This window comes from Bacillus sp. es.034 (assembly GCF_002563655.1).
Taxonomy (GTDB): domain Bacteria; phylum Bacillota; class Bacilli; order Bacillales; family Bacillaceae_B; genus Rossellomorea.
In genome coordinates, this window is the sequence record NZ_PDIY01000001.1 from 2,048,399 (window position 1) to 2,070,239 (window position 21,841).

Genomic DNA, 21,841 nt, shown 5'->3' on the forward strand with positions numbered 1-21,841 from the left:
TATAATTGGAGGGTGTTTACTCCTAATCTCATACACCACTTCTTTAATAATCATTATCAGGAATAAAAGGAAAAATAAGAATTTAAATCCTTCCTCTAATAATTAACCAATTTCGTATTCCATTAACGGTGGCAATAACAGAAGAGCAGCCAACTGATCCCAGGCAATTAACTTCTTCCATTAGTGGGCAGGTTAAAGAAAGATGAAGTAATACATAATAAAGAAAATGTAGTATTTAAATAGAAGTGAGGAGAACTAGATGTCTCAAGATGGAATTGTCTTAGTAGCGAGTGTATCAATCTTAAATCATGGTAAAGTCTTGATGATAAAAGAAAACAAGCCCAATGCCGTACATAAGTGGAACTTTCCGAGTGGGCATATAGAGTATGGTGAGGATATTGTTTATTCAGCTAAAAGGGAAGTGAAAGAGGAAACGGGCTTGGATGTAAAGCTGATAGGCACGACGGGAGTATATAATTTCATCAGTAATACGAACAATCAAGTCATTTTATTTCATTTTATTGGTGAGATTACTGAAGGTACATTACATCTTGAAGAAGATGAAATTACTGACAGCAGATGGATAAAAACGAATGATCTTTTAGCATTAGAAAAAAAGGATTTACGAGAACCGCATGTATTAAAACAAATCATTCATAACATAGTAGAAGAAAACATCTATTCAATTAGCGTGATGAATGAGCAACTTTTTAAGAGCTAACACAAATGAGTGATTGCCTCTTTAATATTTTATAAGGAGATGTTTCTTTGTTTCTATTCGCATCAGCACAATCAGCAACAACCGTAAATACCGGCGATATTATTTTTCAGTTGGTGTCTTTAGTATTTCTTTTGGCCGTTCCAGTGGGCATCATTATATTTGTAGTTATTCTTAGGAGAAGAAATAGCAGGCTAAAACGGGTCGAAGAAAAGTTAGATAAGCTTTTAGCAGATAAGGATAATAGTAAAGTATAACTTTTGATAGTTTTATCAATGGTTTATCTCCCTTTTTTCATATTTCTTTTTGAAAATTCTATTATTTGATATGATGAACTTTGTAAGAAGAAAATTCAGAGTATACAAAGGGAGTGCTTAGACATATGGAATACATCACACTTAATAATGGTCTGAAAATGCCAATTGTAGGTACAGGTACAAATACGTATGGGAAAGAAAATCATGAGTATAACGCGGCGTTAACAAATGAAATTCCTGAACTTTTATCAGCACTTGAGTTGGGGTATCGTTCAATCGATGCCGCCATCGTTTATCGAAATGAAGAACTTGTCGGAAGAGTTCTAGCAGAAAGCACAGTGCCTCGGGAAGAGTTATTTATTACGACAAAAGTTCCAGGCGATGAAGAATATATTTCTTCAAAGGAAGCTACTCGGGCAGCCATCGATAACAGTCTAAAAAACTTTCAAACAGACTATCTAGATCTGCTTCTTATTCACTTTCCTATCGAAGACAAAGGACAACTTCAAAACACTTGGGAAGTCTTTGAAGAATACTACGAAGCCGGCAAACTAAAAGCAATCGGCGTTTCAAACTTTGGAAAAGAGCATCTAGAAGAATTGAATTCATTCGCTAAAGTGAAGCCAGCAGTTAATCAAATACAAATTAACCTAAAAGAACCTAACAAAGATCTCCTTGCTGTATTAAAAGAAGAGGGCATTGCACCGGTTGCATGGGGACCTATGAAAGCCGAAGCCCATCAAAAAGAGGTTTTGGATGAAATCGGTGAATCCTATAAAAAATCTGGCGCACAAGTCTTATTAAAATACCAAATCCAACGTGGTGTGATCGTAATTCCTAAATCTCATAACCGCGAAAATCAAGCATCTAATCTAGATCTTTTCGATTTCGAATTGTCTGCAGAAGATATGAAAAGAATTGAAAACTTATAATTCGTTTGTTCTTGATCCTAGTGATATTGATAGTATCGCTAGGATTTTGGTTTATTGAAGCAATGAGATTGGCGTAGTCCAGCTTTTTAGAGAATGGGTATTGCATAAGTGCAGAATAATTGAAATAATTGGGATTAGTATATATTTAACAAAATAAGGTAACTCAAAAGGTGTTTCCAAGTAGACTGGTTACACCTTTTTTTTGCATACATAAAATTTTTTGATGAAATGAAGCAACTTTTTGCATCCTCACACGTCTCACTTAGGAAGCTGATCATTAGAAAGGAATATTCATGAAAAAATACTTTAGGAAAGACACGTTCAGTTTAATTGAAAAAGAATATACCATGAACTATTCCTACTTGAAGAATTTTTTGGTGAAGCTGACTAATGACCAGAATCTAGCTGAAGATGTAGTTCAGGAGGTTTTTTCAAGGTTGTTAAAAGAACCTGAAAAAATCTTGGAAGTTCAATATATAAAGAGTTGGCTAGTTTCAGTGTCTAAAAACATTTTGATTGATCACTATAGGAAAAAGAAACCCCATTTGTTAGATGAAGTGGATCTAATGGAAAATCTCCTTGAGGATCATCTAACTCCTGAAAAGATTACCATGAGAAAAGAAATTTTCGATAACGTTCTTTCTAATATCAGTAAAGAAGAAAAGACGATTTTTTTGGCAAAGGAGTACTATGGATATAAGTATGAAGAAATCTCTTCGCTCATGGGTTTACCTATTTCTACAATCAAATCCAGATTATTCAGGGTAAGGAAGAAAATACTCTCAACTTTAGAGAGAGGTGAAAGTATTGAATGAACATCAAAAAATTCATATCCTTTGTAATGAGCTCATGCCTCTATATAGTGAATTGGATCAGCCAACTCAAGAAATTATTAATGAACATGCTGAACACTGTAAAGTATGTAATGAATCCATTCATAGGTTTACGTTAACTTTTTCTGCAGAAGTACCACCAGAAATCAAGGACCATTCGGTATCTATAAAGCCATTCAAAAGTCTTATTCTATTTAAAACCTTACTTACTGTTTTCTTTATTTTAATTAGAGGAGTAGTACTTGGCCTCTTAACAGCTAATTGGATAAACCATTACAGTAATGAGCAACCGGCACTTCTTATATCTAGCCTGCTGCTTTATTATTTCCCTTTAGTCACCTTAATCAATTCAATTAACTTTGTGTTTTTTAGGAATAAATGGTTCTGGATAATGTTGATTATCGACATTTTGATTTTATGTTTCTTTGACAATATGATTATGTAACGAAAAATGGAGGGTGATTTAATTATGAAAGGTTTAGCTATTACCGGAGGGTTGCTGGGTATAATCCTACCCCTATTTGCTCAATTATTTGCAATGATTGATGATTCATATACATTTGGAAATATTGGATTTTTAGGTGTGATCAGTGGAATAGTGGCTTTAATTGGTGCATTCCAGATAAATAAGAAAAGCAAGCTGGCAGTATCCCTACTTATCATCTCTTCCCTTGTAGGATATTACTCAGTAGCAATCTTTTACTTGGTTCCAGCAATCATTACGATAATTGCCGGGGTTTTACTTCTATTTAAAATAAATAGGGAGGGTAATGCATCTCAATCATTATAGGTTTTTATTATTATTGAAAATGGAGGTGTGAAATGGCTACTTTCTTTATCACACTAATGGGCATTTTTATGGTAATGGCAAATGTTTATGGATTCATAACTTACAAAAAGAAGAAAAATTTATTTTCTGCTGCGTTTTCAATATTTTTATTAGCCATTGTATTTGGGGGAATTGGGGGGGCTGTTGGCACTGGCTATTATTCGTGATCCTTTTGCGATATTTTATGGGTTGAAAGTTGGGTACTATTTATTGATAAATAGCGTCATTGTTTTTTTAATTGCAGTTATAGTTACTTTAATAAAGAAATTTAAGAATGCTTAGAATTAAGGCGTTGCGATAAAGGGGGGGACAAGGTGGACATTAATCAAATCATCATAAATAACTTAGTAACAAAATTTGTACAAATAAAAAGTAGAATGTTGTCTGTCATAAATCAACTTTCTAATGATGATATTAATTGGAGACCTAATGAAGAAAGTAATAGTATCTCTAATTTGGTCATACATATTGCAGGGAATATACACCAAAGAATTGAGGTGGGAATCTGTGGTCTTCCAGACAAGAGAGAGAGGGATGAAGAGTTTAATATCAATAAAATAGTAAGTAAAGAAGAAGCAATCGAAATCATAGAGAGTCATTTTGAAATTTTAGATAAGACCATTAAAAATCTTGAATATGAGGAATATTTAAGACCACAAAAGGTACGGAGTAATGAAGTTACCATATTGGAGGTCCTTTTACAATGTGCGTCTCATTTTTCGGAACATCTGGGACAAATATTGTATATAGGAAAAATGAGACTTAATAATGAATATATTTCAACTTCAATCCCCAGGAAAAAATAAAGTTATTGCTTTGTTCCACTAAAGGACAGGTTTGTGGAATAAAAACATTTTGAATAAGGATTTTGAGGTTCTAATCTTTTTAAAAGGAGATGTAAAATGAAAGGACTAATAATTAGATTCCCTTGGATTGAACTAATACTGGATGGCAAAAAGACTTGGGAAATCAGGGGTTCCAATACAAAAATTCGAGGACCTATTGCTCTTATAAAGAGTGGCTCAGGTATGGTTTACGGTGAAGTAAATATAAGTGATAGTAAAGAGTTGACCTTAAAAGATTACCAAGTAAGCAACGAATTTCATCGTGTTCAAAGTGATGGTTCCCAAGCATTACCTTATAAAAAGACTTATGCTTGGGTTCTTGAAAAACCTCGAATGTATAAAGAGCCGATACCTTATAAGCATCCTATGGGGGCAGTTATCTGGGTTAACCTGAAAGAAAGGGATTTGTATTATGAAAAGTAGGAAAAACAGAAAGCGTAATATTCAGTGGATTGCTTATGCAATTGTAATGCTTACTCTTCTTATCAAAATAGTATTATTTATTTTAGGAGTATCCCAGAGTTTAGCGTACAGTACACTTGATTTAATATCTTGGACAGCACTTGGCTTAGGAGTTATCTTATTACTAATTTCCTACTTGTTACCAACGAACGCCTAGTAATCATCACGCATAGTTTAATTAAAAATGGCTTTCCTCCATTGGTATTAAGTTAAAGGGCAGTTTAATGCAAGAAGAAGGAAAATTGGGGTGAGTTCATGTTTGTTAAAGTTTATCAGTATCATATTCAAAAAAATCAAGTAGACGAATATTTAGCAATTCAAGAAAAAGTATCAGAAATTTACGGGAGACATTTAGATTTTCACACATTGTATCTAAATAGTAAGGATGATGCTACGAAATGGATAGAAATCTCAAGATATAAGGATGAAGATGAGTATCAAAAAAGTATGGATATGATTAATGAACAAGAAGAAATACAAGAACTATTCAAAGCATTCCAATCTCTCTTAGTTACTGATGAGAGTGAGATAAGTGAAGAAGACTTTATTGAAAAGAAAGAAAAATATACTTTTTAGGAATTACCTTGTTATACAAAAGGGGGCAATAACTGAAGATCAGCTAGTTGATCACCGGCTATTGTCTTATTCAATTATACGGCAGTTTAACGGAAGAATGAAAAAGCTGATCAACCAAAGTAATGCTGGAAATTAGAGGGGGATTTCGAAAAGAGATATGTATAAGGAAGTACTATTAAAAGACAGATGTTCTTCTGATCATTGTGTAACAGAAGAACATTTGTCTTTTTGTTTAAGGTGTTCGTTTGAGGATATCATCGCTAGACAGATAGCTAATCCTGAGCAGAGGAAGAGGAAGAGTTTTCCTTCAGTGATAAATTGATAGGCTATAAGTGGCCCTAAAGCTGCCCCAAAGTCTACAGCTATTGAATAGTAATTAATTAATGAAGTTCTCCCCTCAATTTGGTAAGCTTCGTCAGATACTAATGTATCGGTTAAGGTTGTGATAATGGTTGAACAAATTAGTATGGCGATAATGATGAGACCCCATATCATAAATGGGAGTTGGCTATCCATAAAAGGATATAAACTTCCGATAATTAGTAAGGCGCTCAGAAGTATAGATTGCCTGCCCCATTTCCCGTCTGAAACCCTTCCTATAAATGGAGCCAAGAAGGGCTCCCATGCCCATCTCATTCCGAGAAGAAGCCCTGAGACGACTCCTGAAGTTAATAGTATACCGTTAAAAGTCAAAGTCCCACCGTAATGCTTAGATAAGTAAAAGCTAACAGTTGAAAGAAACACACCTTGTAGGAGGAAAGATACGATGAAACCTCTGAAAAGCGATAACTGGATACCCCTTTTTTTTAGAAGAGAGAGCTTAATTATCCTCGATTCTTGTCTAGGTGGTAAAGACTTATAAGAGAGAAAAAATATGAAAGGTATAGCTAAAGAGCATATACATGCAAATACCAGGCAAGTTAACTTAAGGCCGATTTGGTAGCATAAAAATCCCCCTATGGTCATTCCTGCTAAACTTCCTAATCGATAAGTTCCATTATACATCCCCATTAAATGCCCTTTATTGGAATTGGTAGACAATTGCACCACCATTAATTGCCCTGTAAGGCGTAATAAGGCCCATGCAAATCCCCATACACAACGAAGTATTAACCAAAATAGGAGTCCATTTAGGGAGAAAAAACCAATGTTTACTATTATGGTTAAACAGATGGCAAGTAACAAGGAAGGTCGAAGATTTAAGGTTCTAGTTATAAAAGCAGCAAACGGATTAAGTGGTATACGAATTAAGCGATTAACCGACAATAGGAGGCCCACTTCTATTAGTGAAGATAATCCAGCTTCTTTCCAATAAAGGGGCAAAGCAATATACAGCATAGAATCTGTTAGCAAGCAAATGCCTGTAATTAGAGCAGTTATTATTATGTTCGATTTACTAGATGTTTTTTCCATCAATTTCCTCCCTCTCTTTCATAATTATTGTAAAAGAGATAAAATGATAAGAAAAATATATATATTTTATTAATTCATAAATTTTATTTATAGGAGGAATGTTGATGAATCTACACGCTTTACGCCAATTTATCAATGTAGTACAGATGGGAAGTATTACAAGCGCAGCAAAGCAGTTACATATTAGTCAACCTGCAATTACAATGCAAATTAGGAATTTGGAAAAAGAACTTGGTGTCACACTTTTTAGAGCAAAAGGTCGGGGAATCGAGCTTACAGAGGCAGGCGAATTTATTTATCAACAAGCCATTAAGTTGTTTACTGCAGAAGAGGAAGTAGAAAAGAAAATTAATCAATATACGAACGGGGTAACAGGTAAGGTAAGAATTTTTGCTACGAATTTTCCTGCAAGTTACTTATTTCCTAAATGGATTGCTAACTTTAAAAAGCGTTTTCCATCAACTGATATTACGTTGAATTCTGGTAATACCGAAAGTGCATTAGAAAAATTGGTCATGTATGAAGCAGATATTGCAGTAATTGCAAGTCCTTTTTCGATTCCAGAAGAACTGGAAGCCATTGATCTGCTAGAAGACAAACTCTTTTTTATTGTACCTCGAGGTCACCCTCTAGGTTCAAAGGTTGTAGAATTTAAAGATCTTATGAATGAGTGTTTTATTCTAAGAGGAGAAGGAAGTTCTACTAAAGCTTTAATAGATTCTTTATGTCATGTCAGGCAAATCCACTTGCAGAATGCGCCAATTCAAGTAGAAAAAATTGAAGAAGCGATTCAGATAGTTTCATTTGGATATGGTATTACTTTAGCGCCAAAATTAGCAATTTTGCCTTATTTAAAAGCAGAGCTTATTGATATTGTTTACATAGAAGACCTACAACTTTCTAGAAAAATAAGATTGTGTATGCGTCGGGATGTTGATCTAGCTCCGGCAGTTAGAAATTTAATAAATCTAATCTTACATACAACAAAATCCAATTCTGATTTAGTTGTAGACGGTGCCCTTAATAAAGCCGAGGTGGCAGCTATTATCGCTCAACATATAGCCGATTAAAGGTCCAGTGTTTGTCAATAACAATACAGCAAGTCTTATTCAATAAATGGGGGCTTATCTAGAACAGGATGAGCTCCCTTTGAAGTTTTTCTTGAGTAAAACACTATATTTTGAAATAATTGGTATTAAGTTAAAGGGCAAGATTGTTGAAGAACGGATTTTTAGAAATATCCTGATTAAATAACTAATAAAGTGGTGATCTGATGAAAAAGATGGGACTTATTCTAGGTATTGTAATAGTTATTATTGGTGTGTTCATATTTGTATATAAACCATATTATCCCTCTCTTCCAATAGAAAATTTATCAGCAAACCAAGCAATTGATAGCCTAAAAGAATCGGAAAGTAAAATAGCTGAAATTGCAGTAGAAGGGGATTTTATTTGGTATATCACAAGTAGTGAGAAGAAAGGTATATCAATTGCTGATGAAAATATTAAGAAATTGATTGTTTCAAATGGATGGGATTTTAAAAATAAAGATGGTGCTGGTCTACTCTTTGAAAAGAATGATAAAAGTTTAATTGCGACCTCACAGATGTGGACTAAAAGTTATGTTCTCGTTAAAATTCCGAGTCATTTTAAACCACAAGCTTCTTAAGTCACCTGTTAGCATCTTCGGCTAATGGGCAGGTTAATTGAAGAAGATTAAAAGGAGAAGTGAGAGATATGGTGCAGTTGAGCGAAATCGTTGATAAGTTGAATGAAGTGTTAAATATCAAATCATTTGGAAAAGATCCTGCATTTAGTAGGTTCATTCCTAATGTCAATTAAAGGGGCAGGTTAATTGAAGAACTCACCAAAGAATTAGGGGGTATTTATTTATGGGAGAGACTTTTAAGCAGAAAGATGGAAAGAAAATATTGTTAATAATAAGTTGGATTTCGGCATTTTTTCCTTATCTATTTAGTCCAATTGTGTTTGGGCCCATTGCTTTTTTTCTGGGTTTAGTTCTTAAAAGAGATTATGAAGTAGGCAACCAAGGAAAGATAATTATGGTCTTGGGAGTCGTTAATACAATAGGCGGAATTATATTTACAAATTGGGTAGTTAGCTATCTTGGAGTTTAAGAGTTTATTGCTTTCATCTTCAAGTAAAGAGTGGCAATACCTAAAGATCAGCTAACGTTCTCAGGCTAATGACTAGGAGTTATTACAAAAAAATCACTGAATCAAGAGGCATAACCATAAGCAGGGTTATGCCTCTTATTGTGGAATAGATAGATAAGAAGTAAATTCTTAGTAAAATAGAAATGAGTGAAAAAGTTGACTGTAGAGGCTGATAAAAGGTCATTTCAAGATCTCACTAAATACACTGAAGAAATGAAAGAGAAGATGCACGCTTCTGGAGCAGCATTAGTCATTATGAAGGATAACGAGGTCGTACACGAATGGTATTCCGGTACCCATCATTTTGAACGTGGCGCTAGGAAAATAGATCACCTTTCACAATTTAACGTGTATTCAACCAGGGTTACATATGTTGGTTTAGCAGCAGCACTGGCGATTTATGAAGGTTACTTAAATCTTGATGATAATCTCAGTGATTATTTTAAACAATTGGATAAAAAAATCTTAGGTGAGACGACAGTAAGACATTTGGTTACAAGGTGCACTGGATTAATGATTCAGAAGGATACAGTCCAAAGGGTTTTCGATTCAGGAACCTCCATTGAAGGGAAGCGTCCAGATTTATTAGCTGAAATTGTCGAGCAAGCTACTGGAATGACAGTTAACGAAATACTTTCTGAGAGGGTATTTGAACCCTTGGGTTGGAAAAGTACAGAGTGGGCGACAGAGGGGAAAAGCACTTTAGTATGTGACATCCACTCTCCAGGAACTTCTCCTACTATAAGGATTGGATCCGATATAGGTGATGAAAGAAACCTATTTGTTAGTAGTAGAGAGTTGGCTCTATGGGGAAGCTTACATCTGAATAAAGGATTAATGGATGGAAAACAAATCATGCCAGAAGGTGTATTTAACCTTGCTACAACCATTCAAAGTCCCAAATGGCTTGACCAAACTCTGCCTAGATTCGGATTCTTCTGGTGGTTAAAAGATAATCAAGTGTCGTGGGAATATAATGAATTAGGAACAGAATTACCTGAAGGGAGTTACCAAATTCTCGGGGCTTCAGGTTGTTCTTGTCTGGTCATTCCCCGATATAACGCTGTTGCTGTCAGGATGTACAATAGTTTATATACATATGAGAATAAGAATTTCGATTATATACAGGATATACAAACATTTGGAAACCTGGTTGTGAAAGAACTCAATTTGAGTTGAAAATGGATTGACTGGCATATCCGTAAAATAGACGAAAGAATAAAAGAATTGGAGGTAAAAAGGTTGTGAAAGGGTTGAAGTTAATTTATCTTTCATTCATCCTATTTCTTGTCTTATGTGGTTGCCAACAACAAGTGTTGAACGATAAGGAAGAGCAAAACGTGAAGGAAACAAAAAGTGATCTAACCCAGGCATTAGATGTCAGGGAGGCTGTTTGGGAGCAACTTACAGAAAAGCAAAAGAACATATCGCAGGATCTTGGAAGGATGCAAGTGTTCAAAAAATAACACTTCGGGAGTCGATGGGGCAAATTAAAGATAATACTTTTATTGGAGAAGAAGTTTATCTTGTGGATTATCCTTCAGAGGATAGTCCATCATTAGGTGGGATTGGGGTATATGCAGATATAAAATCACTTCGCATTATTGGATTTGGCTACAGAGAATGAACAAGTAACTAATTCCAAATAAAAAAGGGAACTTTCAGATCAAGAAAGTTCCCTTTTTGCATTCAAAGAAATCAATGGTTGAATAGTTATATTCCTTACCTTATATCGCTAGTATACCATTCAATTTTTCGAAATATAAGACTATTATTACATAAAATTGTCCATTACCATTAATTTGAAGAGACAGGGGGAGTAGGGTGGATTTTGATAATCTTATTTATGAAAGACCGGACATTTCTGAATTTGAAGGAAAAGTACTTCAACTTTTAAAAAGGTTCAAAGCAAGTGAGTCCCATTTGCAACAGTTCGAAATAATAGATCACATTAATTCTCTTCGTAATGATGTGTTAACGATGCTTACAATAGCTCAAATCAGACATCACTTGAATACCTTAGATGTCACATATCAAAAAGAGCAACAGTATATCAATGAGGATTGGCCAATCTATGAAAAGATTGTAGCTCTTTTTCATGAGCACGTTTCCTATTCTCCTTTCAAAAATGAAATCAAAGAGGAATTTGGAGAACAATTCGTTTGTTTAGCTGAGGCTTCTCAACATACCGTTAGTTCTGAAGTCATTGAGGACTTAATTAAGGAAAATAATCTCATAAGTGACTATACAAAATTGATGGCTACTTCAACGGTTGCGTTCAGTGGAGAGAATAGAACCTTATCTCAATTAGACGCATTTTTGTATTCAACCGATCGTTCAATTAGAAAACAAGCCGGTGAAAAAAAGTACGAGTTACTCAGCCAGCTAGAAGATAAGATCGATCGCATCTTTGATGAATTGATTAAAGTAAGAAACACCATGGCAATGAAGTTGGGACATGATTCCTTTGTGGAACTTGGGTATGCCAGGTTATCAAGAGTCGGTTATGACCAATCAGATGTAGAAAACTTCCGGAAGCTTATCTTACAATACATCGTTCCCATTGCTGAAAAAGCGAGAGAGAAGCAACGGATCAGGTTGGGGCTGGATAAACTAACATTTTACGATGAGGACATTCGCTTCAGGACCGGTAATCCAACCCCAAAAGGTGACGTTGAATGGATGGTATCTAGTTTTGAAGAGATTCTTAATGAAATGTCATTGGAAGCCGGGGAATTCTTTCATTCGTTGTGCACAAATCATCTACTGGAGTTACTTCCTAAAGAGGGTAAAGCGAGAGGAGCTTACGCTACATACTTATGTAATGAAAAAACACCTTATATCTTCGCGAATTTGAATGGAACCAGAAAAGATATGAAAGTGTTAAGCCATGAATTTGGACACGCCTGGCAAATGTATCTATTTAATCAACGGAATTGTATTCCGGAATACATCCTGCCTACAAAGGAAGCTTGCGAAATTCATTCCATATCGATGGAATTCCTTGTTTGGCCATACATGGAAAAGATATTTGGTGAGGATGCGGAAAAGTATCTATATGCTCATATTGAAGATGCTCTATTTTCAATGCCTTATAGGGCAGCAATCGATGAGTTCCAGCATGTCATCTATCAAAACCCTTTATTATCTATTTCAGAGAGAAAAGAAAAGTGGAGTGAGATTGAGGTCAAATATATGCCTTATAAAGCAGATTACGAAAGCCCCTATATAAAGAGAGGAGCTTTCTGGCAGCAACAAGCACACATATTTACAACCCCATTTTACTATATAGACTATGCTCTTGCCCAAATGTGTTCTTTGCAGATCTGGAGCATGGCACAAACAAATAAGTTCATGGCTTGGGAGAAATATATGAATCTTTGTAAACTGGGTGGGAGCAAATCATTTCTCCAATTAATAGAGGAGAGTGGAATCACCTCTCCATTTAAAGAACAGGGGTTTACATTTATAGTAAGTGAGATTGAAAAATGGTTTGAGTTGAACGAGAAAAAGATTGAAGAATGAGTCAATCAAAAAGCGGCTATGTGGGTCTCATATTTTTATTCAACAAAAATAAGGATTCCAAGCACTACTATTATAGAGGATGTGTAACTATGTCAGTTGTCGGTATCTTAGGAATGACTCACGATAAAGAAATGCAAAAAAAGTATAATTTTCAGTTGTCGCTATTGGAAGAATTGATAGCAGAATTTCAGCCTGATGTCATTTGTGGAGAAGTTCACCCATCAAGCTGGGAACTCTATTTAAGTACAGGTGAACCATTTGGCATTCTGGGAGAGACACAAAATGAGTATCCTGATTTGATATTCCCTTTATGTAAGAAAAAGGGTATTACGTTTGTTCCAGTGAATTGGTTTGAAGAGGATGTATTTGAAGAGGGTCCTTTTGATAGGTATGCTGCAAAAACAAAGAGTAAGTTAGAGAAAGAATTACAGAGTTGGAATGATAAAAAACTATCGACATGGAATGAAGGGAATATCCCATTTAACTCTTTTGAATATGATGCAATTACAAATGAAATGTATAACTGGTTACATTCAGTTAATCCTGACGTTCAAAATATTGTATGGAATGCCCGACACAATATTATGGCTACAAGGGTGAAAAAGGCTGCAAAGAAGTACCCAAATAATAGAATTCTTTGCATCCACGGAGCTGACCATAATTACTGGTATTATCAATCGCTAAAGGATGAGGAAGGTATTGAGTTGGTATATCCACTGAAATAATATCTAAATATTATCTTCGGTAGCAATGAGGACAGGTCTCTTGTTTCTAAAATAGGGGACGCGTACCTGTCCCTGTGGTGTCTTGGTATTCACATATAAAGAGAATTCGACACTGTGGCATGAATATCGGAAATCCGCTTGATAGTCTCTGAAACCCGCACGATTGTTACGTAAGCGGCATGATTAATTTAAATCCAGCATGAAATTTATATATCCCGCATGAATCTACTCCATCCCTCTTTTTAATGGAATGAGAAGGAAAGGCTGAACGATTGAAAAGAGTATTTGGTGGAGAATATTTCGAAAAAACGTCCCAGGGGACGTCTTTTTTTATGAAAATGGGACCATTTCACCGATCAACTAAATGTTTGGGGGGAAGATTTAGTATTGGAATTTAATGAAACCCGAGCATTGCTCAAAATTGAAAAATTTGAAATAATTAACATTAGAGATAGCGAAAGGATTGAGAGCTATTAATCAACTGATCAAAATCAATGACCACAAAATGGAAGTTCTTCTTAAAGGGAATAAAGGTCCGCTTGTTATTATTCTTACAGGGATGGGCTGCTCATTTGAGGAGTGGTATGAGGTAATAGAAAATTTAAGTGAAGCGTCTAGAGTTCTAACGTTTCATCGACAGGGACTGGGGAAGAGTGAGATTGGGAGTGGTATTCAAAATACAGCATCCACCGTTCGTGATTTAGCCGAAATCCTCAATCACCTTCAAATCGACGAGCCATTTTATTTAATGGGACACTCGTATGGCGGCCTATGTGTTCAACACTTCGCTAAAGTGCATCCTGAAAAGGTGGCCGGAGTCATATTAGTGGACTCGACTTCTGTTGACTTAAAAGAATTAGAGAAGCTTGATCTACCGGTATTAAACCAAGACACAGATGAATCGTGGATTGAAAAGAGCTTGGAGTATTCAACCAAGAGTGAACAAGAACTATTGGAAATACTGAAGCCTTCACTTACGGAAAAACAACATCAATTTTCAAAGGCCATTCAGCAAAAACTGTTGGACTTTCAAGTGAGTCCATTCCTTTATAAAGCGATGGCATCAGAGATCAAGGAATGGACGAAAGATGCAGAAGTTATCAGGAGTCTAGGAGATTTTCCTGGTGTTCCATTGATCGTAATTGGACGGGATAAGGAATTTACGATTCAATCTGAATTGGGAAATGGCATACCTGAATGGGAGTTACGAGTTTTTGAAGAGAAGTGGGAAGAGCTTATCACCAACCAGAGTAAATTGTCTTTAAAGGGTGAATTAGTGTTTGCGAGTCATTCAGGACATTCTGTGTTCCTCGATAGACCGGATTTGATTATTGAGAGTGTACATAAAATGGTAGGGACGGGTGAATAGTGTGGACTGATACAAAATTGTAAGAAATATCTGTCCATTAAAAACGAAGCAGGTGAAGAAAAGTGAATAACGTAATAGAAAAACTGAAAGAAATAGAAGTTGGAGAAGTAGGCTTAACAATCTATTCCACTAAAGAAAAGAAAGAAAGTGCCTCACTAAATAGTGAACTCAAAATCCCCCTTGCTTCAGCTGCAAAAGTGGCAATAGCATTTTGTGTAGCGAAATGGGTAGAGGATGATGTGGTTAAGTGGGATTCCCTTGTTGAAGAGGTGTCATTTAATCCGGAAGAAGATAGTAAAGAGCTTTATCCTCACTTAAAAAATAGACAAACCCTTCCGTTGAGGGAAGCGGTTGAAGTAATGATTGCTTGCCACGATAGCTATATTGCCAGAAGCATAGTTGAATGTTGTGGAGATTGGGAAAAGGTAAATGAGTCTCTCCAGTCTTATTATCCCTCCATACAGGTTACTGAAAACCCAAGGGATATTAATAATATGGGTCAGCTTAACGAATTGCTAGATTTGATGATACATATTTATCAAGGGTACAAAATACAGCCTCTCTTGTGGACACCGATCATGAATGGATTGGTAAGACAAAAGGGAAATATAGGACAAATACCAGTCCACCATCTAAATCATATGACAGGTGGACTGGAAACTGTAGCTGTTGATATCGGAATAATGGGCGACTTCAATGAAAACCCTTATATATTTGCATTAGGGGCGATTAACTTACGGAATCGATTAAACCATCAGGATTCAGACCATAAGATTATGGAAGCGATGGAGTTGCTTTATGGTGAATATGTAAAACAGTAAGCAGCTTTATTTAGGTATCGGGAATGATGGGGGAATGTTCGTGCATCCAATAACGCTAATAGAAATAACAATGTGTGCTGCATTTATCCTGATCCTCTTTGTAACGGCATTTTTATTGCCTAAAAAGAGTAGAAAATGGAGTTTCATTATCGCGTCCTCAATAACCCTAATAGTCCTTTCATTTTTCGTGATTCGACCCTATTGGATTGATTATCAAGTATCACATAAGACAGAACAACTAAACTATTTTCTCGAAAAAAAATATCCCGATCAAGAATGGAAAATTGATCATCAAACAAGGAGGCAATTCAATCCTTATCATTTAAAGGTTGAGTTTGAAAACGAAAAAGGCTGGATTTACACATACTCAGTGGTAGATGAAAAGACTATTTGCCAAACCGCTTGGACACCTCCAGAGGGAAGTTTGCCAAAGGAAGGGAAGCATTTTGAACGTAATCAGTGTGAATAAGTAGAAACTTGGTACTTGCTTTTGGGGGGATATTTTGAAAAACACAACGTTAATAATCGTTTGGATTATTCCTAATGTATTTTGTTACTTCATGCTGCTTGGATTATCAATATAGGTAGTGGCTAACAATGAAGGTTTACAAGAAATCAATAGATTATCCATTTACGTTATATTCATGATTTTACTTCTCTTAGTTTCGGTATTCGGTAGCTACCGTATTTGGACATGGATCAAAGAAGGTCGAATGTAAAAGTCTCTTATTTTAAAAGAAGGCTAGTATTCAACGTACGTTTATTCAAGGGGGAAAATGATGAAGAATGCACTACTGGTTATAGACGTTCAAAATGGGATGTTTCAGGAAGGTAATGTTGTTTACAAAGGTGAAAGGTTACTACAAACTGTAAAAGATCTAATTGAAAAAGCACGCTCTAACGAGGCATCGATATTCTTTATCCAACATAATGCACCTGCTGGAAAGCCATTAGAGTACGGTACAAAGGGTTGGGAGATTCACCCGGACATTACTCCAAACACTCAAGATGTCTTCATTCAAAAAACGACTCCGGATTCATTTTATAATACTTCTTTAAATGATGAACTGAAAAAGCAAGGTATTGAACATTTGGTCATTACGGGAATTCAAACAGAAGCGTGTGTGGATACAACGTGTAGAAGAGCCTTTAGTTTGGATTACAAGGTCACTATAGCTTCAGATGCACACAGCACTTGGGATTCGCAAGATATCACTGCCCAACAAATTATAAACCACCATAATGGAGTGTTGCGTTGGTTTGCAGATGTTTATCCAAGTAAGGAAATTACGTTTGATTGTTGAAAGAAATCTAAGTACTTCCGGTCTAGAGGGTGCCATGGGAATCGGTTTGGTGTGATGGGGGTTATCTTTCAGCAGGTTATCTGGAAGAAGGAAAAGTCAGTTTCTATAGGTTGTGTACTGACGCAAAGAGGTAATTACATAAGGAAGTAAATTAGAATAGTGGAAGAGGTATAAAATGACTTATGAATTTAATGTTATGACACAAGAACAGGCAGAAAATATTGCATTTAAATGGCACTATGATGGTGATTATTCATATTACGATATGGAAGCTGATGCAGAAGATTTAGCTGAATTTTTAAACCCGGAAGAACGAGGGAATACAACGTTTGCTGTTTCAAAAGATAAGGAACTGGTTGCCTTCTTCAGTGTTAGTAGAATCGCTGACGGGATTTTTGATATTGGGTTAGGGATGAGGCCAGATTTAACTGGAAAGGGTAATGGGATCGAATTTTTGAGTACAGGGATTAACTTTGTACAATCAGAATTTAAATCTGAAAAAATTACATTATCAGTAGCAACCTTTAATCAGAGGGCGATAAAACTATACAGAAAAGTTGGATTTAAAGATGTAGAGACTTTTATGCAAGATACAAATGGCAGCACATTTGAGTTTTTGAAGATGGAATATACATGTTATTAACTCTCCTTAATGTAACTGGGGAGAGGGCTGAAGTGACTTTTTGTTGTAAAGAAAAGGAAGCACAAGAACCGTCCCTATGCTTCCCTAGCTAATAGTGAAGGTGGATGAATAAAAGTTATAAACAATAATGATTAAGAGGCGATTAAAATGAGAATAGTTAAGATTATTTTAGGGACTATTGGAAGTGTAATCTTAGGCATAATATTTATGGGGGGATTAGACTTAGACGATATAAGATTTCAAAAGAATATACGAAAGTTAAAAAAAGAGGGGTGGTTCAAGGAGCTTAGCGATAATGGCATGTATTATGAACGGATATTTCATAATGAAGCAGTAAGAGAATACTTACTCCAGGATAATATTGTTGTAAAGATAAAGAATGATGGTGAAGAAAGATATAAGTTAATATCGCTAATCAAATCATCATCCTGAAATGATTAGTTGAACATTCCGCCTTGGGATGGCTTGCTGCTTCGTGTTAGTCAAAAAAGGAAGCATAAGAACCGTCCCCATGCTTCCCCCGTGCTTCCTGATGATTATGCGAGAAAGTCGAGAACCCGCTTGATCACAAGCTTTGTCGCGTCGGCATCGTAAGAGGGTATGCTGCTGTCGGTGAAGAGGTGTTCCTTGCCCTCATATAGAAAAAGCTCAGCGTGTTTTGCAGATTTCACAAGTTCCCGTGCTGCATCGATGTCTCCGTCTTCAACGAAGAAAGGATCTTCATTCATGGCATGAATTTGCACTGGCAAGTCGGCTGGCCATGGAGATTCGAACTCGGAGGTCGGGAGGCATGCATGGAAAAACAGTGCTCCTTTTGAGCCTTCGCGTGTTTGAGCGAGCTGCTGTGCTGCCGGGACACCTAGTGAAAAACCAGCATAGACGACATCTTTAGAAAGATCGCCGGCTGCCCGAATGCCACGCGCCGTCACTTCTCCAAACCCGATTTCCTTCACAAATCCTAAGCCTTCCTCGAGTGAGGAAAACGTACGGCCATCAAATAAATCCGGTACATGCACAATATGTCCCGCATCTCTCAGTTGATCTGCGAATGCTTCAATTCCCTTCGTTTTACCCAAAACATGGTGGAACAACAAAACTTTTGCCATCATTTACGCCCCCATTTTAATATGTCTTATGTATAAATTTCGACAAAAATACTGTTTGACCTGCCAACACTTTAACTTCCTCCTCAAGATCATAGATTTGAAAGAGATTGTTAAAATTTTCTTGCGTTTTATTAGTGCTATTTGAAATAATTGGAATTGGGAGTTACGACTTTTAAGAAAGTAATGCTTACTCTTTTACTAAAAATAGGGAGGCGCACATATGAAAGGTAAAGAATTAGTAGAGGCGGTAGACTTTAAAAAACTGACGATCGTAGAATTACAAATTAAATTCGAGGAACTAAAGGATAAATACCCAGAAAAGAAGATGATCTTTCTTACCCAATCTGCCACCATCGAGGCTGATTTTCAGATGCAACTAGAAGAAAATATAGAAGAAGAACCTATTCTGGGTCGTGCTCTGCAAGAATACGAGCTTAGTCCAGAAATAGACATTACAAACAAAACAATCGTAAATTCTTCTGCTTGTATTTGACTAACAAATGTGAAACTAACACCCTTTGCATCACCGAATTCACCTATGTATCTAGAAGAGTTTATCTTGTTTTCGGACCATTTATTAGGGTTAACAATTACATAAGATGTTCTACTGAAGGCGCATACCAAATCTGGAGAATGAAAGGAGGCTTTAACAATGGGCGTTAAGAATTATCTAATTGAAGGGGTTTCCTGCACCGGTAAAACTACCGTCTGTAATGAATTGCAGCGGCGCGGCTATCAAGCCATCCATGGTGACCGGGAATTGGCTTATCAGGGCGATCCGGAAACTGGTGAAAAGACCGATACTGCCTCTCACGAGAACCATATATGGGATGTGGATAAGGTAAAAGCGTTGGTCGATAACAAGAATGAGCCAGTAACATTTTTCTGCGGTGGTTCTCGTAACTTCTCGAAATTTATCGATCTATTTGATTGTGTGTTTATTCTCGAGGTCGATATTGAAACATTGAACCAACGCCTGGACGCTCGACCGGAAGATGAATTTGGAGGGAAGAAGTCGGAAAGGGAGCTCATAGTTCGTTTGCATGAGACGAAAGAAGACATTCCAAGAACTGGGATGATCATTGACGCAACTAAACCAATTGAACATATTGCGGATGAGATCGTTCTTCAAAGCGAAGGAAATTAGCTAAGGTAAAGCATTGCTAAACCAACTGAATGGTGGTCAATTTATCTCAGGCGAGGTTGATCAAATTAGAAAGAAATAATCCTTCTTTCAATAGAATATCTGTAACAAGGAATGAGTATGGAATAGGTTCAAGCTGGGGGCAGAAAATTTGAATGTAGCAGTACATAAAACAGTAGAACAACTGATTAAGAAAAATAAAAGAAAAGGCACAGAAATAGAGATAAAGAATTTACAAACAAATAATGATGGGTTTAATAATAACATTGCAATGTTTCATCTTACTTATTTCCATGATGAGGGGGTATTTAGTGAGGATGTTGTCTTAAAAGAATTTAGCGAAATTCTGAAGCTTACTAAAGAATTAAAACTTCTTAGGAGTAATTCTGTAAATTCCTTTATCAGTACTCCAACTGTCTATTTTGTAGATATTGAAAAGGGAATAATGCTGATGGAATTCGTTGAAGGGGATACTCTGGACAGATATATCACATCCGATTCAGCAGATAAGGAAGTAGCGTTTGGAAAATTTGGTGCAACCCTTGCACATATTCATTCCATTTGCACTGAAGAGGTTCATGACGATATCGATTTCCGACAAAAAAAGGATATCCACTTTTATATAGAAAGTTTAAAAAATAGAGTCTCAAAGTTTGAAAACTCTATTTACGTTAATTCCCTTCAAAACATATCGAAGAAGTTTAGGGATGTTTCATTTACTGAAGCTTTAAATCACGGAGATTATCACTTTGGGAATACCATCTTAACGAACGAAAATAAATTATATATTTTAGATTGGGAAAAAGCTTTTATAGGAGATCCTCGTTTCGATATAGCGAATAGCCTTACATTCGGATATTCGTGGTATGGAGTGTGCTTCAAAGAAATGATACTCGATGCTTATCAGAGCCTCATTAATAAGAAAATTGAACATTTGGAGTGCTTTGAAGCTTTATCAAGTTTTGACTCATTTACTAAAGTGGTGCCCCTGATACAAGGTGCAGATGACTCGCATATTCGTGACAGGTCTTTTGAGTGGTTGAAGCGGCGTTATGAATTATTTGTAAAACATAACGGAACAAGAATCAAAGAAGCGGAAGAATACTTACTATCTAAAGGTTTATCATCGAGTATTTTGTAATATCTAACGGGGGCAATCACTGAAGAACAGCTAATTGATCCGGCTATTGCCATAATCGCAGGATAGATAAAAATTGAATTTATTTTTAGGGGGATTATTTTGTGTTTGTAGTCAATGTAGAAGGTGCTATTCACCGAGATGGAAAGTGGCTGTTAGTAATGAGAAGTGAAAAGGAGGAACACGCTGGAGGCACGCTTTCACTAGTAGGCGGAAAGTGTGAAATGGAAGGAGTTTCATCAGATATTCTAGAAAGAACTTTGATCCGAGAGATTTTTGAGGAAGTAGATTGCGAGGTTACGGGGCTTAAATATGTAAATAGTTCTTCCTTTGATACTGACTCAGGAATCCATGTAATTGATATCGTTTTTCTGTGTCATCACAAAACTGGAGAACCTTTCGCTAAAAGTACTGAAGAAGTTGATGATGTCATTTGGATGACTACCTTAGAAATTCTTGCCCATCCGGAACTACCTGTATATCTAAAGGAGAATATTAAACTGGCGGACAAGATGCTATGAGATCATTTGTATGTTAATTGTTAGCAATGCACAAGAACATAGGAGGACTAACATGAAAATCAACAAAATGGATCATATTAGTATCAACGTAAACGACCTTTCAAAGGCTAAAGAGTTCTTTATTGATTTAGGACTAAAGGTAAAAGCCGAATGGGAGATGGATGGAGAGCTGCTGGACAAGGTGGTCGGCATGAAAGATGTGAAAACGTCATGCGTAGGAATGGGATTGCCGGACGGTCAGACATGGATAGAACTCGTCAAGTACCGTACACCGTCAGATGAAAAGGGTATTCAGCAAACCTTCCCCAACACTTTGGGTATCCGCCATATTTGCTTTGCTGTTGATGATCTTGAAACCATGGTTGCTCATTTAAAAGAAAAAGGTACGGAAACTTTTAGCGAGATACAACAATACGAAGATAGTTATAAGCTATGCTACGTACGTGGTCCGGAGGGGATTATTTTAGAGCTGGCAGAGGAAATAAGATAATAAAGGGATGGAG

General features: G+C 36.2%; 30 protein-coding genes. 28 read left to right on the plus strand and 2 right to left on the minus strand.

All coding sequences use genetic code 11. The features are described from left to right. The first annotated feature begins 259 nt into the window (after positions 1 to 259). The 10 genes from ATG71_RS10310 (at position 260) to ATG71_RS10360 (ending at position 5,452) form a co-directional block, all read left to right on the plus strand. Complete coding sequence (locus tag ATG71_RS10310; RefSeq protein ID WP_098439524.1) at positions 260 to 721, plus strand: NUDIX hydrolase; 462 nt, start codon at positions 260 to 262, stop codon at positions 719 to 721. Positions 722 to 768: 47 nt separating this feature from the next. Further along, positions 769 to 975, plus strand: coding sequence for a hypothetical protein (locus ATG71_RS10315; RefSeq protein ID WP_098439525.1), 207 nt, complete (start codon positions 769 to 771; stop codon positions 973 to 975). A gap of 125 nt (positions 976 to 1,100) precedes the next feature. Beyond that, positions 1,101 to 1,907 (plus strand): aldo/keto reductase, encoded by an 807-nt coding sequence (locus ATG71_RS10320; RefSeq protein ID WP_098439526.1) that lies wholly within the window; start codon positions 1,101 to 1,103, stop codon positions 1,905 to 1,907. 293 nt (positions 1,908 to 2,200) lie between these two features. Next, positions 2,201 to 2,722, plus strand: a complete 522-nt coding sequence (locus tag ATG71_RS10325; protein WP_098439527.1) for an RNA polymerase sigma factor — start codon at positions 2,201 to 2,203, stop codon at positions 2,720 to 2,722. After that, the gene (locus ATG71_RS10330) at positions 2,715 to 3,185 is read left to right on the plus strand and encodes a hypothetical protein (RefSeq protein WP_098439528.1); all 471 of its coding nucleotides are present in this window, start codon (positions 2,715 to 2,717) and stop codon (positions 3,183 to 3,185) included. The genes ATG71_RS10325 and ATG71_RS10330 overlap by 8 nt, the downstream gene beginning before the upstream one ends. A 24-nt stretch (positions 3,186 to 3,209) precedes the next feature. Continuing rightward, entirely contained in the window at positions 3,210 to 3,530 is a 321-nt protein-coding gene (locus ATG71_RS10335; RefSeq protein ID WP_098439529.1) for a hypothetical protein, read from the plus strand. 32 nt (positions 3,531 to 3,562) lie between these two features. Continuing rightward, the gene (locus tag ATG71_RS23735) at positions 3,563 to 3,736 is read left to right on the plus strand and encodes a hypothetical protein (protein WP_286162975.1); all 174 of its coding nucleotides are present in this window, start codon (positions 3,563 to 3,565) and stop codon (positions 3,734 to 3,736) included. A gap of 147 nt (positions 3,737 to 3,883) precedes the next feature. Beyond that, positions 3,884 to 4,375, plus strand: a complete 492-nt coding sequence (locus ATG71_RS10345; RefSeq protein WP_098439530.1) for a DinB family protein — start codon at positions 3,884 to 3,886, stop codon at positions 4,373 to 4,375. A gap of 96 nt (positions 4,376 to 4,471) precedes the next feature. Beyond that, positions 4,472 to 4,837 carry an ASCH domain-containing protein gene (locus ATG71_RS10350; RefSeq protein ID WP_098439531.1) on the plus strand — a complete coding sequence of 122 codons (366 nt, stop codon included), beginning with the start codon at positions 4,472 to 4,474 and terminating at the stop codon, positions 4,835 to 4,837. Between the two features lie 294 nt (positions 4,838 to 5,131). After that, on the plus strand, positions 5,132 to 5,452 hold the full coding sequence (locus ATG71_RS10360) for a hypothetical protein (protein ID WP_098439533.1): 321 nt from the start codon (positions 5,132 to 5,134) through the stop codon (positions 5,450 to 5,452). Positions 5,453 to 5,650: 198 nt separating this feature from the next. On the opposite strand, the gene ATG71_RS10365 is transcribed toward ATG71_RS10360, so the two are convergent. Next, the gene (locus ATG71_RS10365) at positions 5,651 to 6,865 is read right to left on the minus strand and encodes an MFS transporter (protein ID WP_098439534.1); all 1,215 of its coding nucleotides are present in this window, start codon (positions 6,863 to 6,865) and stop codon (positions 5,651 to 5,653) included. A 104-nt stretch (positions 6,866 to 6,969) separates the two neighbouring features. On the opposite strand from ATG71_RS10365, the gene ATG71_RS10370 reads away from it, so the two are divergent. The 13 genes from ATG71_RS10370 (at position 6,970) to ATG71_RS10440 (ending at position 17,861) form a co-directional block, all read left to right on the plus strand. Further along, positions 6,970 to 7,935, plus strand: a complete 966-nt coding sequence (locus ATG71_RS10370; RefSeq protein WP_179886510.1) for a LysR family transcriptional regulator — start codon at positions 6,970 to 6,972, stop codon at positions 7,933 to 7,935. 203 nt (positions 7,936 to 8,138) lie between these two features. Further along, a complete protein-coding gene (locus ATG71_RS10375) occupies positions 8,139 to 8,534 on the plus strand; it encodes a hypothetical protein (protein ID WP_098439536.1) in 396 nt (131 codons plus the stop codon). 223 nt (positions 8,535 to 8,757) lie between these two features. Then, positions 8,758 to 9,003: a hypothetical protein gene (locus ATG71_RS10380; protein WP_098439537.1), complete on the plus strand. Its 246-nt coding sequence runs from the start codon at positions 8,758 to 8,760 to the stop codon at positions 9,001 to 9,003. Between the two features lie 195 nt (positions 9,004 to 9,198). Then, on the plus strand, positions 9,199 to 10,221 hold the full coding sequence (locus tag ATG71_RS10385) for a serine hydrolase domain-containing protein (RefSeq protein ID WP_286162976.1): 1,023 nt from the start codon (positions 9,199 to 9,201) through the stop codon (positions 10,219 to 10,221). Positions 10,222 to 10,435: 214 nt separating this feature from the next. Further along, complete coding sequence (locus tag ATG71_RS23100; protein ID WP_142953470.1) at positions 10,436 to 10,669, plus strand: hypothetical protein; 234 nt, start codon at positions 10,436 to 10,438, stop codon at positions 10,667 to 10,669. A 197-nt stretch (positions 10,670 to 10,866) separates the two neighbouring features. Further along, complete coding sequence (locus ATG71_RS10395) at positions 10,867 to 12,567, plus strand: M3 family oligoendopeptidase (protein WP_098439539.1); 1,701 nt, start codon at positions 10,867 to 10,869, stop codon at positions 12,565 to 12,567. A gap of 89 nt (positions 12,568 to 12,656) precedes the next feature. Continuing rightward, on the plus strand, positions 12,657 to 13,292 hold the full coding sequence (locus tag ATG71_RS23740; protein WP_286162977.1) for a hypothetical protein: 636 nt from the start codon (positions 12,657 to 12,659) through the stop codon (positions 13,290 to 13,292). A gap of 463 nt (positions 13,293 to 13,755) precedes the next feature. Beyond that, positions 13,756 to 14,661 carry an alpha/beta hydrolase gene (locus tag ATG71_RS10410; protein WP_286162978.1) on the plus strand — a complete coding sequence of 302 codons (906 nt, stop codon included), beginning with the start codon at positions 13,756 to 13,758 and terminating at the stop codon, positions 14,659 to 14,661. 62 nt (positions 14,662 to 14,723) lie between these two features. Beyond that, positions 14,724 to 15,482 carry a serine hydrolase gene (locus tag ATG71_RS10415; protein ID WP_098439540.1) on the plus strand — a complete coding sequence of 253 codons (759 nt, stop codon included), beginning with the start codon at positions 14,724 to 14,726 and terminating at the stop codon, positions 15,480 to 15,482. Between the two features lie 40 nt (positions 15,483 to 15,522). Further along, positions 15,523 to 15,951, plus strand: a complete 429-nt coding sequence (locus tag ATG71_RS10420) for a hypothetical protein (protein ID WP_098439541.1) — start codon at positions 15,523 to 15,525, stop codon at positions 15,949 to 15,951. Positions 15,952 to 16,258: 307 nt separating this feature from the next. Then, positions 16,259 to 16,786 (plus strand): cysteine hydrolase family protein, encoded by a 528-nt coding sequence (locus ATG71_RS10430; protein ID WP_098439542.1) that lies wholly within the window; start codon positions 16,259 to 16,261, stop codon positions 16,784 to 16,786. Between the two features lie 175 nt (positions 16,787 to 16,961). After that, positions 16,962 to 17,429 (plus strand): GNAT family N-acetyltransferase, encoded by a 468-nt coding sequence (locus ATG71_RS10435; RefSeq protein ID WP_098439543.1) that lies wholly within the window; start codon positions 16,962 to 16,964, stop codon positions 17,427 to 17,429. A 147-nt stretch (positions 17,430 to 17,576) separates the two neighbouring features. Then, positions 17,577 to 17,861, plus strand: a complete 285-nt coding sequence (locus tag ATG71_RS10440) for a hypothetical protein (protein ID WP_098439544.1) — start codon at positions 17,577 to 17,579, stop codon at positions 17,859 to 17,861. A gap of 104 nt (positions 17,862 to 17,965) precedes the next feature. On the opposite strand, the gene ATG71_RS10445 is transcribed toward ATG71_RS10440, so the two are convergent. Beyond that, positions 17,966 to 18,538 (minus strand): dienelactone hydrolase family protein, encoded by a 573-nt coding sequence (locus ATG71_RS10445; protein WP_286162979.1) that lies wholly within the window; start codon positions 18,536 to 18,538, stop codon positions 17,966 to 17,968. A gap of 217 nt (positions 18,539 to 18,755) precedes the next feature. Between ATG71_RS10445 and ATG71_RS10450 the strand changes: the two genes are divergently transcribed. The 5 genes from ATG71_RS10450 to ATG71_RS10470 all read left to right on the plus strand — a co-directional run bounded on the left by ATG71_RS10450 (position 18,756) and on the right by ATG71_RS10470 (position 21,828). After that, on the plus strand, positions 18,756 to 19,028 hold the full coding sequence (locus ATG71_RS10450; protein ID WP_098439546.1) for a hypothetical protein: 273 nt from the start codon (positions 18,756 to 18,758) through the stop codon (positions 19,026 to 19,028). A 159-nt stretch (positions 19,029 to 19,187) separates the two neighbouring features. Next, positions 19,188 to 19,682, plus strand: a complete 495-nt coding sequence (locus tag ATG71_RS10455; RefSeq protein WP_098439547.1) for an AAA family ATPase — start codon at positions 19,188 to 19,190, stop codon at positions 19,680 to 19,682. Between the two features lie 148 nt (positions 19,683 to 19,830). Next, positions 19,831 to 20,820: an aminoglycoside phosphotransferase family protein gene (locus ATG71_RS10460; protein ID WP_179886511.1), complete on the plus strand. Its 990-nt coding sequence runs from the start codon at positions 19,831 to 19,833 to the stop codon at positions 20,818 to 20,820. A 101-nt stretch (positions 20,821 to 20,921) separates the two neighbouring features. Then, positions 20,922 to 21,338, plus strand: a complete 417-nt coding sequence (locus ATG71_RS10465) for an NUDIX hydrolase (RefSeq protein ID WP_098439549.1) — start codon at positions 20,922 to 20,924, stop codon at positions 21,336 to 21,338. A gap of 52 nt (positions 21,339 to 21,390) precedes the next feature. Then, the gene (locus ATG71_RS10470) at positions 21,391 to 21,828 is read left to right on the plus strand and encodes a VOC family protein (RefSeq protein WP_098439550.1); all 438 of its coding nucleotides are present in this window, start codon (positions 21,391 to 21,393) and stop codon (positions 21,826 to 21,828) included. Positions 21,829 to 21,841 lie beyond the last annotated feature (13 nt).

Coding starts and splice junctions, on each gene's coding strand:
- ATG71_RS10310 (WP_098439524.1), top strand. CDS start 260: ATGTCTCAAGATGGAATTGTCTTAGTAGCGAGTGTATCAATCTTAAAT.
- ATG71_RS10320 (WP_098439526.1), top strand. CDS start 1,101: ATGGAATACATCACACTTAATAATGGTCTGAAAATGCCAATTGTAGGT.
- ATG71_RS10325 (WP_098439527.1), top strand. CDS start 2,201: ATGAAAAAATACTTTAGGAAAGACACGTTCAGTTTAATTGAAAAAGAA.
- ATG71_RS10335 (WP_098439529.1), top strand. CDS start 3,210: ATGAAAGGTTTAGCTATTACCGGAGGGTTGCTGGGTATAATCCTACCC.
- ATG71_RS23735 (WP_286162975.1), top strand. CDS start 3,563: ATGGCTACTTTCTTTATCACACTAATGGGCATTTTTATGGTAATGGCA.
- ATG71_RS10350 (WP_098439531.1), top strand. CDS start 4,472: ATGAAAGGACTAATAATTAGATTCCCTTGGATTGAACTAATACTGGAT.
- ATG71_RS10360 (WP_098439533.1), top strand. CDS start 5,132: ATGTTTGTTAAAGTTTATCAGTATCATATTCAAAAAAATCAAGTAGAC.
- ATG71_RS10365 (WP_098439534.1), bottom strand. CDS start 6,865: ATGGAAAAAACATCTAGTAAATCGAACATAATAATAACTGCTCTAATT.
- ATG71_RS10370 (WP_179886510.1), top strand. CDS start 6,970: ATGAATCTACACGCTTTACGCCAATTTATCAATGTAGTACAGATGGGA.
- ATG71_RS10375 (WP_098439536.1), top strand. CDS start 8,139: ATGAAAAAGATGGGACTTATTCTAGGTATTGTAATAGTTATTATTGGT.
- ATG71_RS10380 (WP_098439537.1), top strand. CDS start 8,758: ATGGGAGAGACTTTTAAGCAGAAAGATGGAAAGAAAATATTGTTAATA.
- ATG71_RS23740 (WP_286162977.1), top strand. CDS start 12,657: ATGTCAGTTGTCGGTATCTTAGGAATGACTCACGATAAAGAAATGCAA.
- ATG71_RS10430 (WP_098439542.1), top strand. CDS start 16,259: ATGATGAAGAATGCACTACTGGTTATAGACGTTCAAAATGGGATGTTT.
- ATG71_RS10435 (WP_098439543.1), top strand. CDS start 16,962: ATGACTTATGAATTTAATGTTATGACACAAGAACAGGCAGAAAATATT.
- ATG71_RS10440 (WP_098439544.1), top strand. CDS start 17,577: ATGAGAATAGTTAAGATTATTTTAGGGACTATTGGAAGTGTAATCTTA.
- ATG71_RS10445 (WP_286162979.1), bottom strand. CDS start 18,538: ATGATGGCAAAAGTTTTGTTGTTCCACCATGTTTTGGGTAAAACGAAG.
- ATG71_RS10450 (WP_098439546.1), top strand. CDS start 18,756: ATGAAAGGTAAAGAATTAGTAGAGGCGGTAGACTTTAAAAAACTGACG.
- ATG71_RS10455 (WP_098439547.1), top strand. CDS start 19,188: ATGGGCGTTAAGAATTATCTAATTGAAGGGGTTTCCTGCACCGGTAAA.
- ATG71_RS10470 (WP_098439550.1), top strand. CDS start 21,391: ATGAAAATCAACAAAATGGATCATATTAGTATCAACGTAAACGACCTT.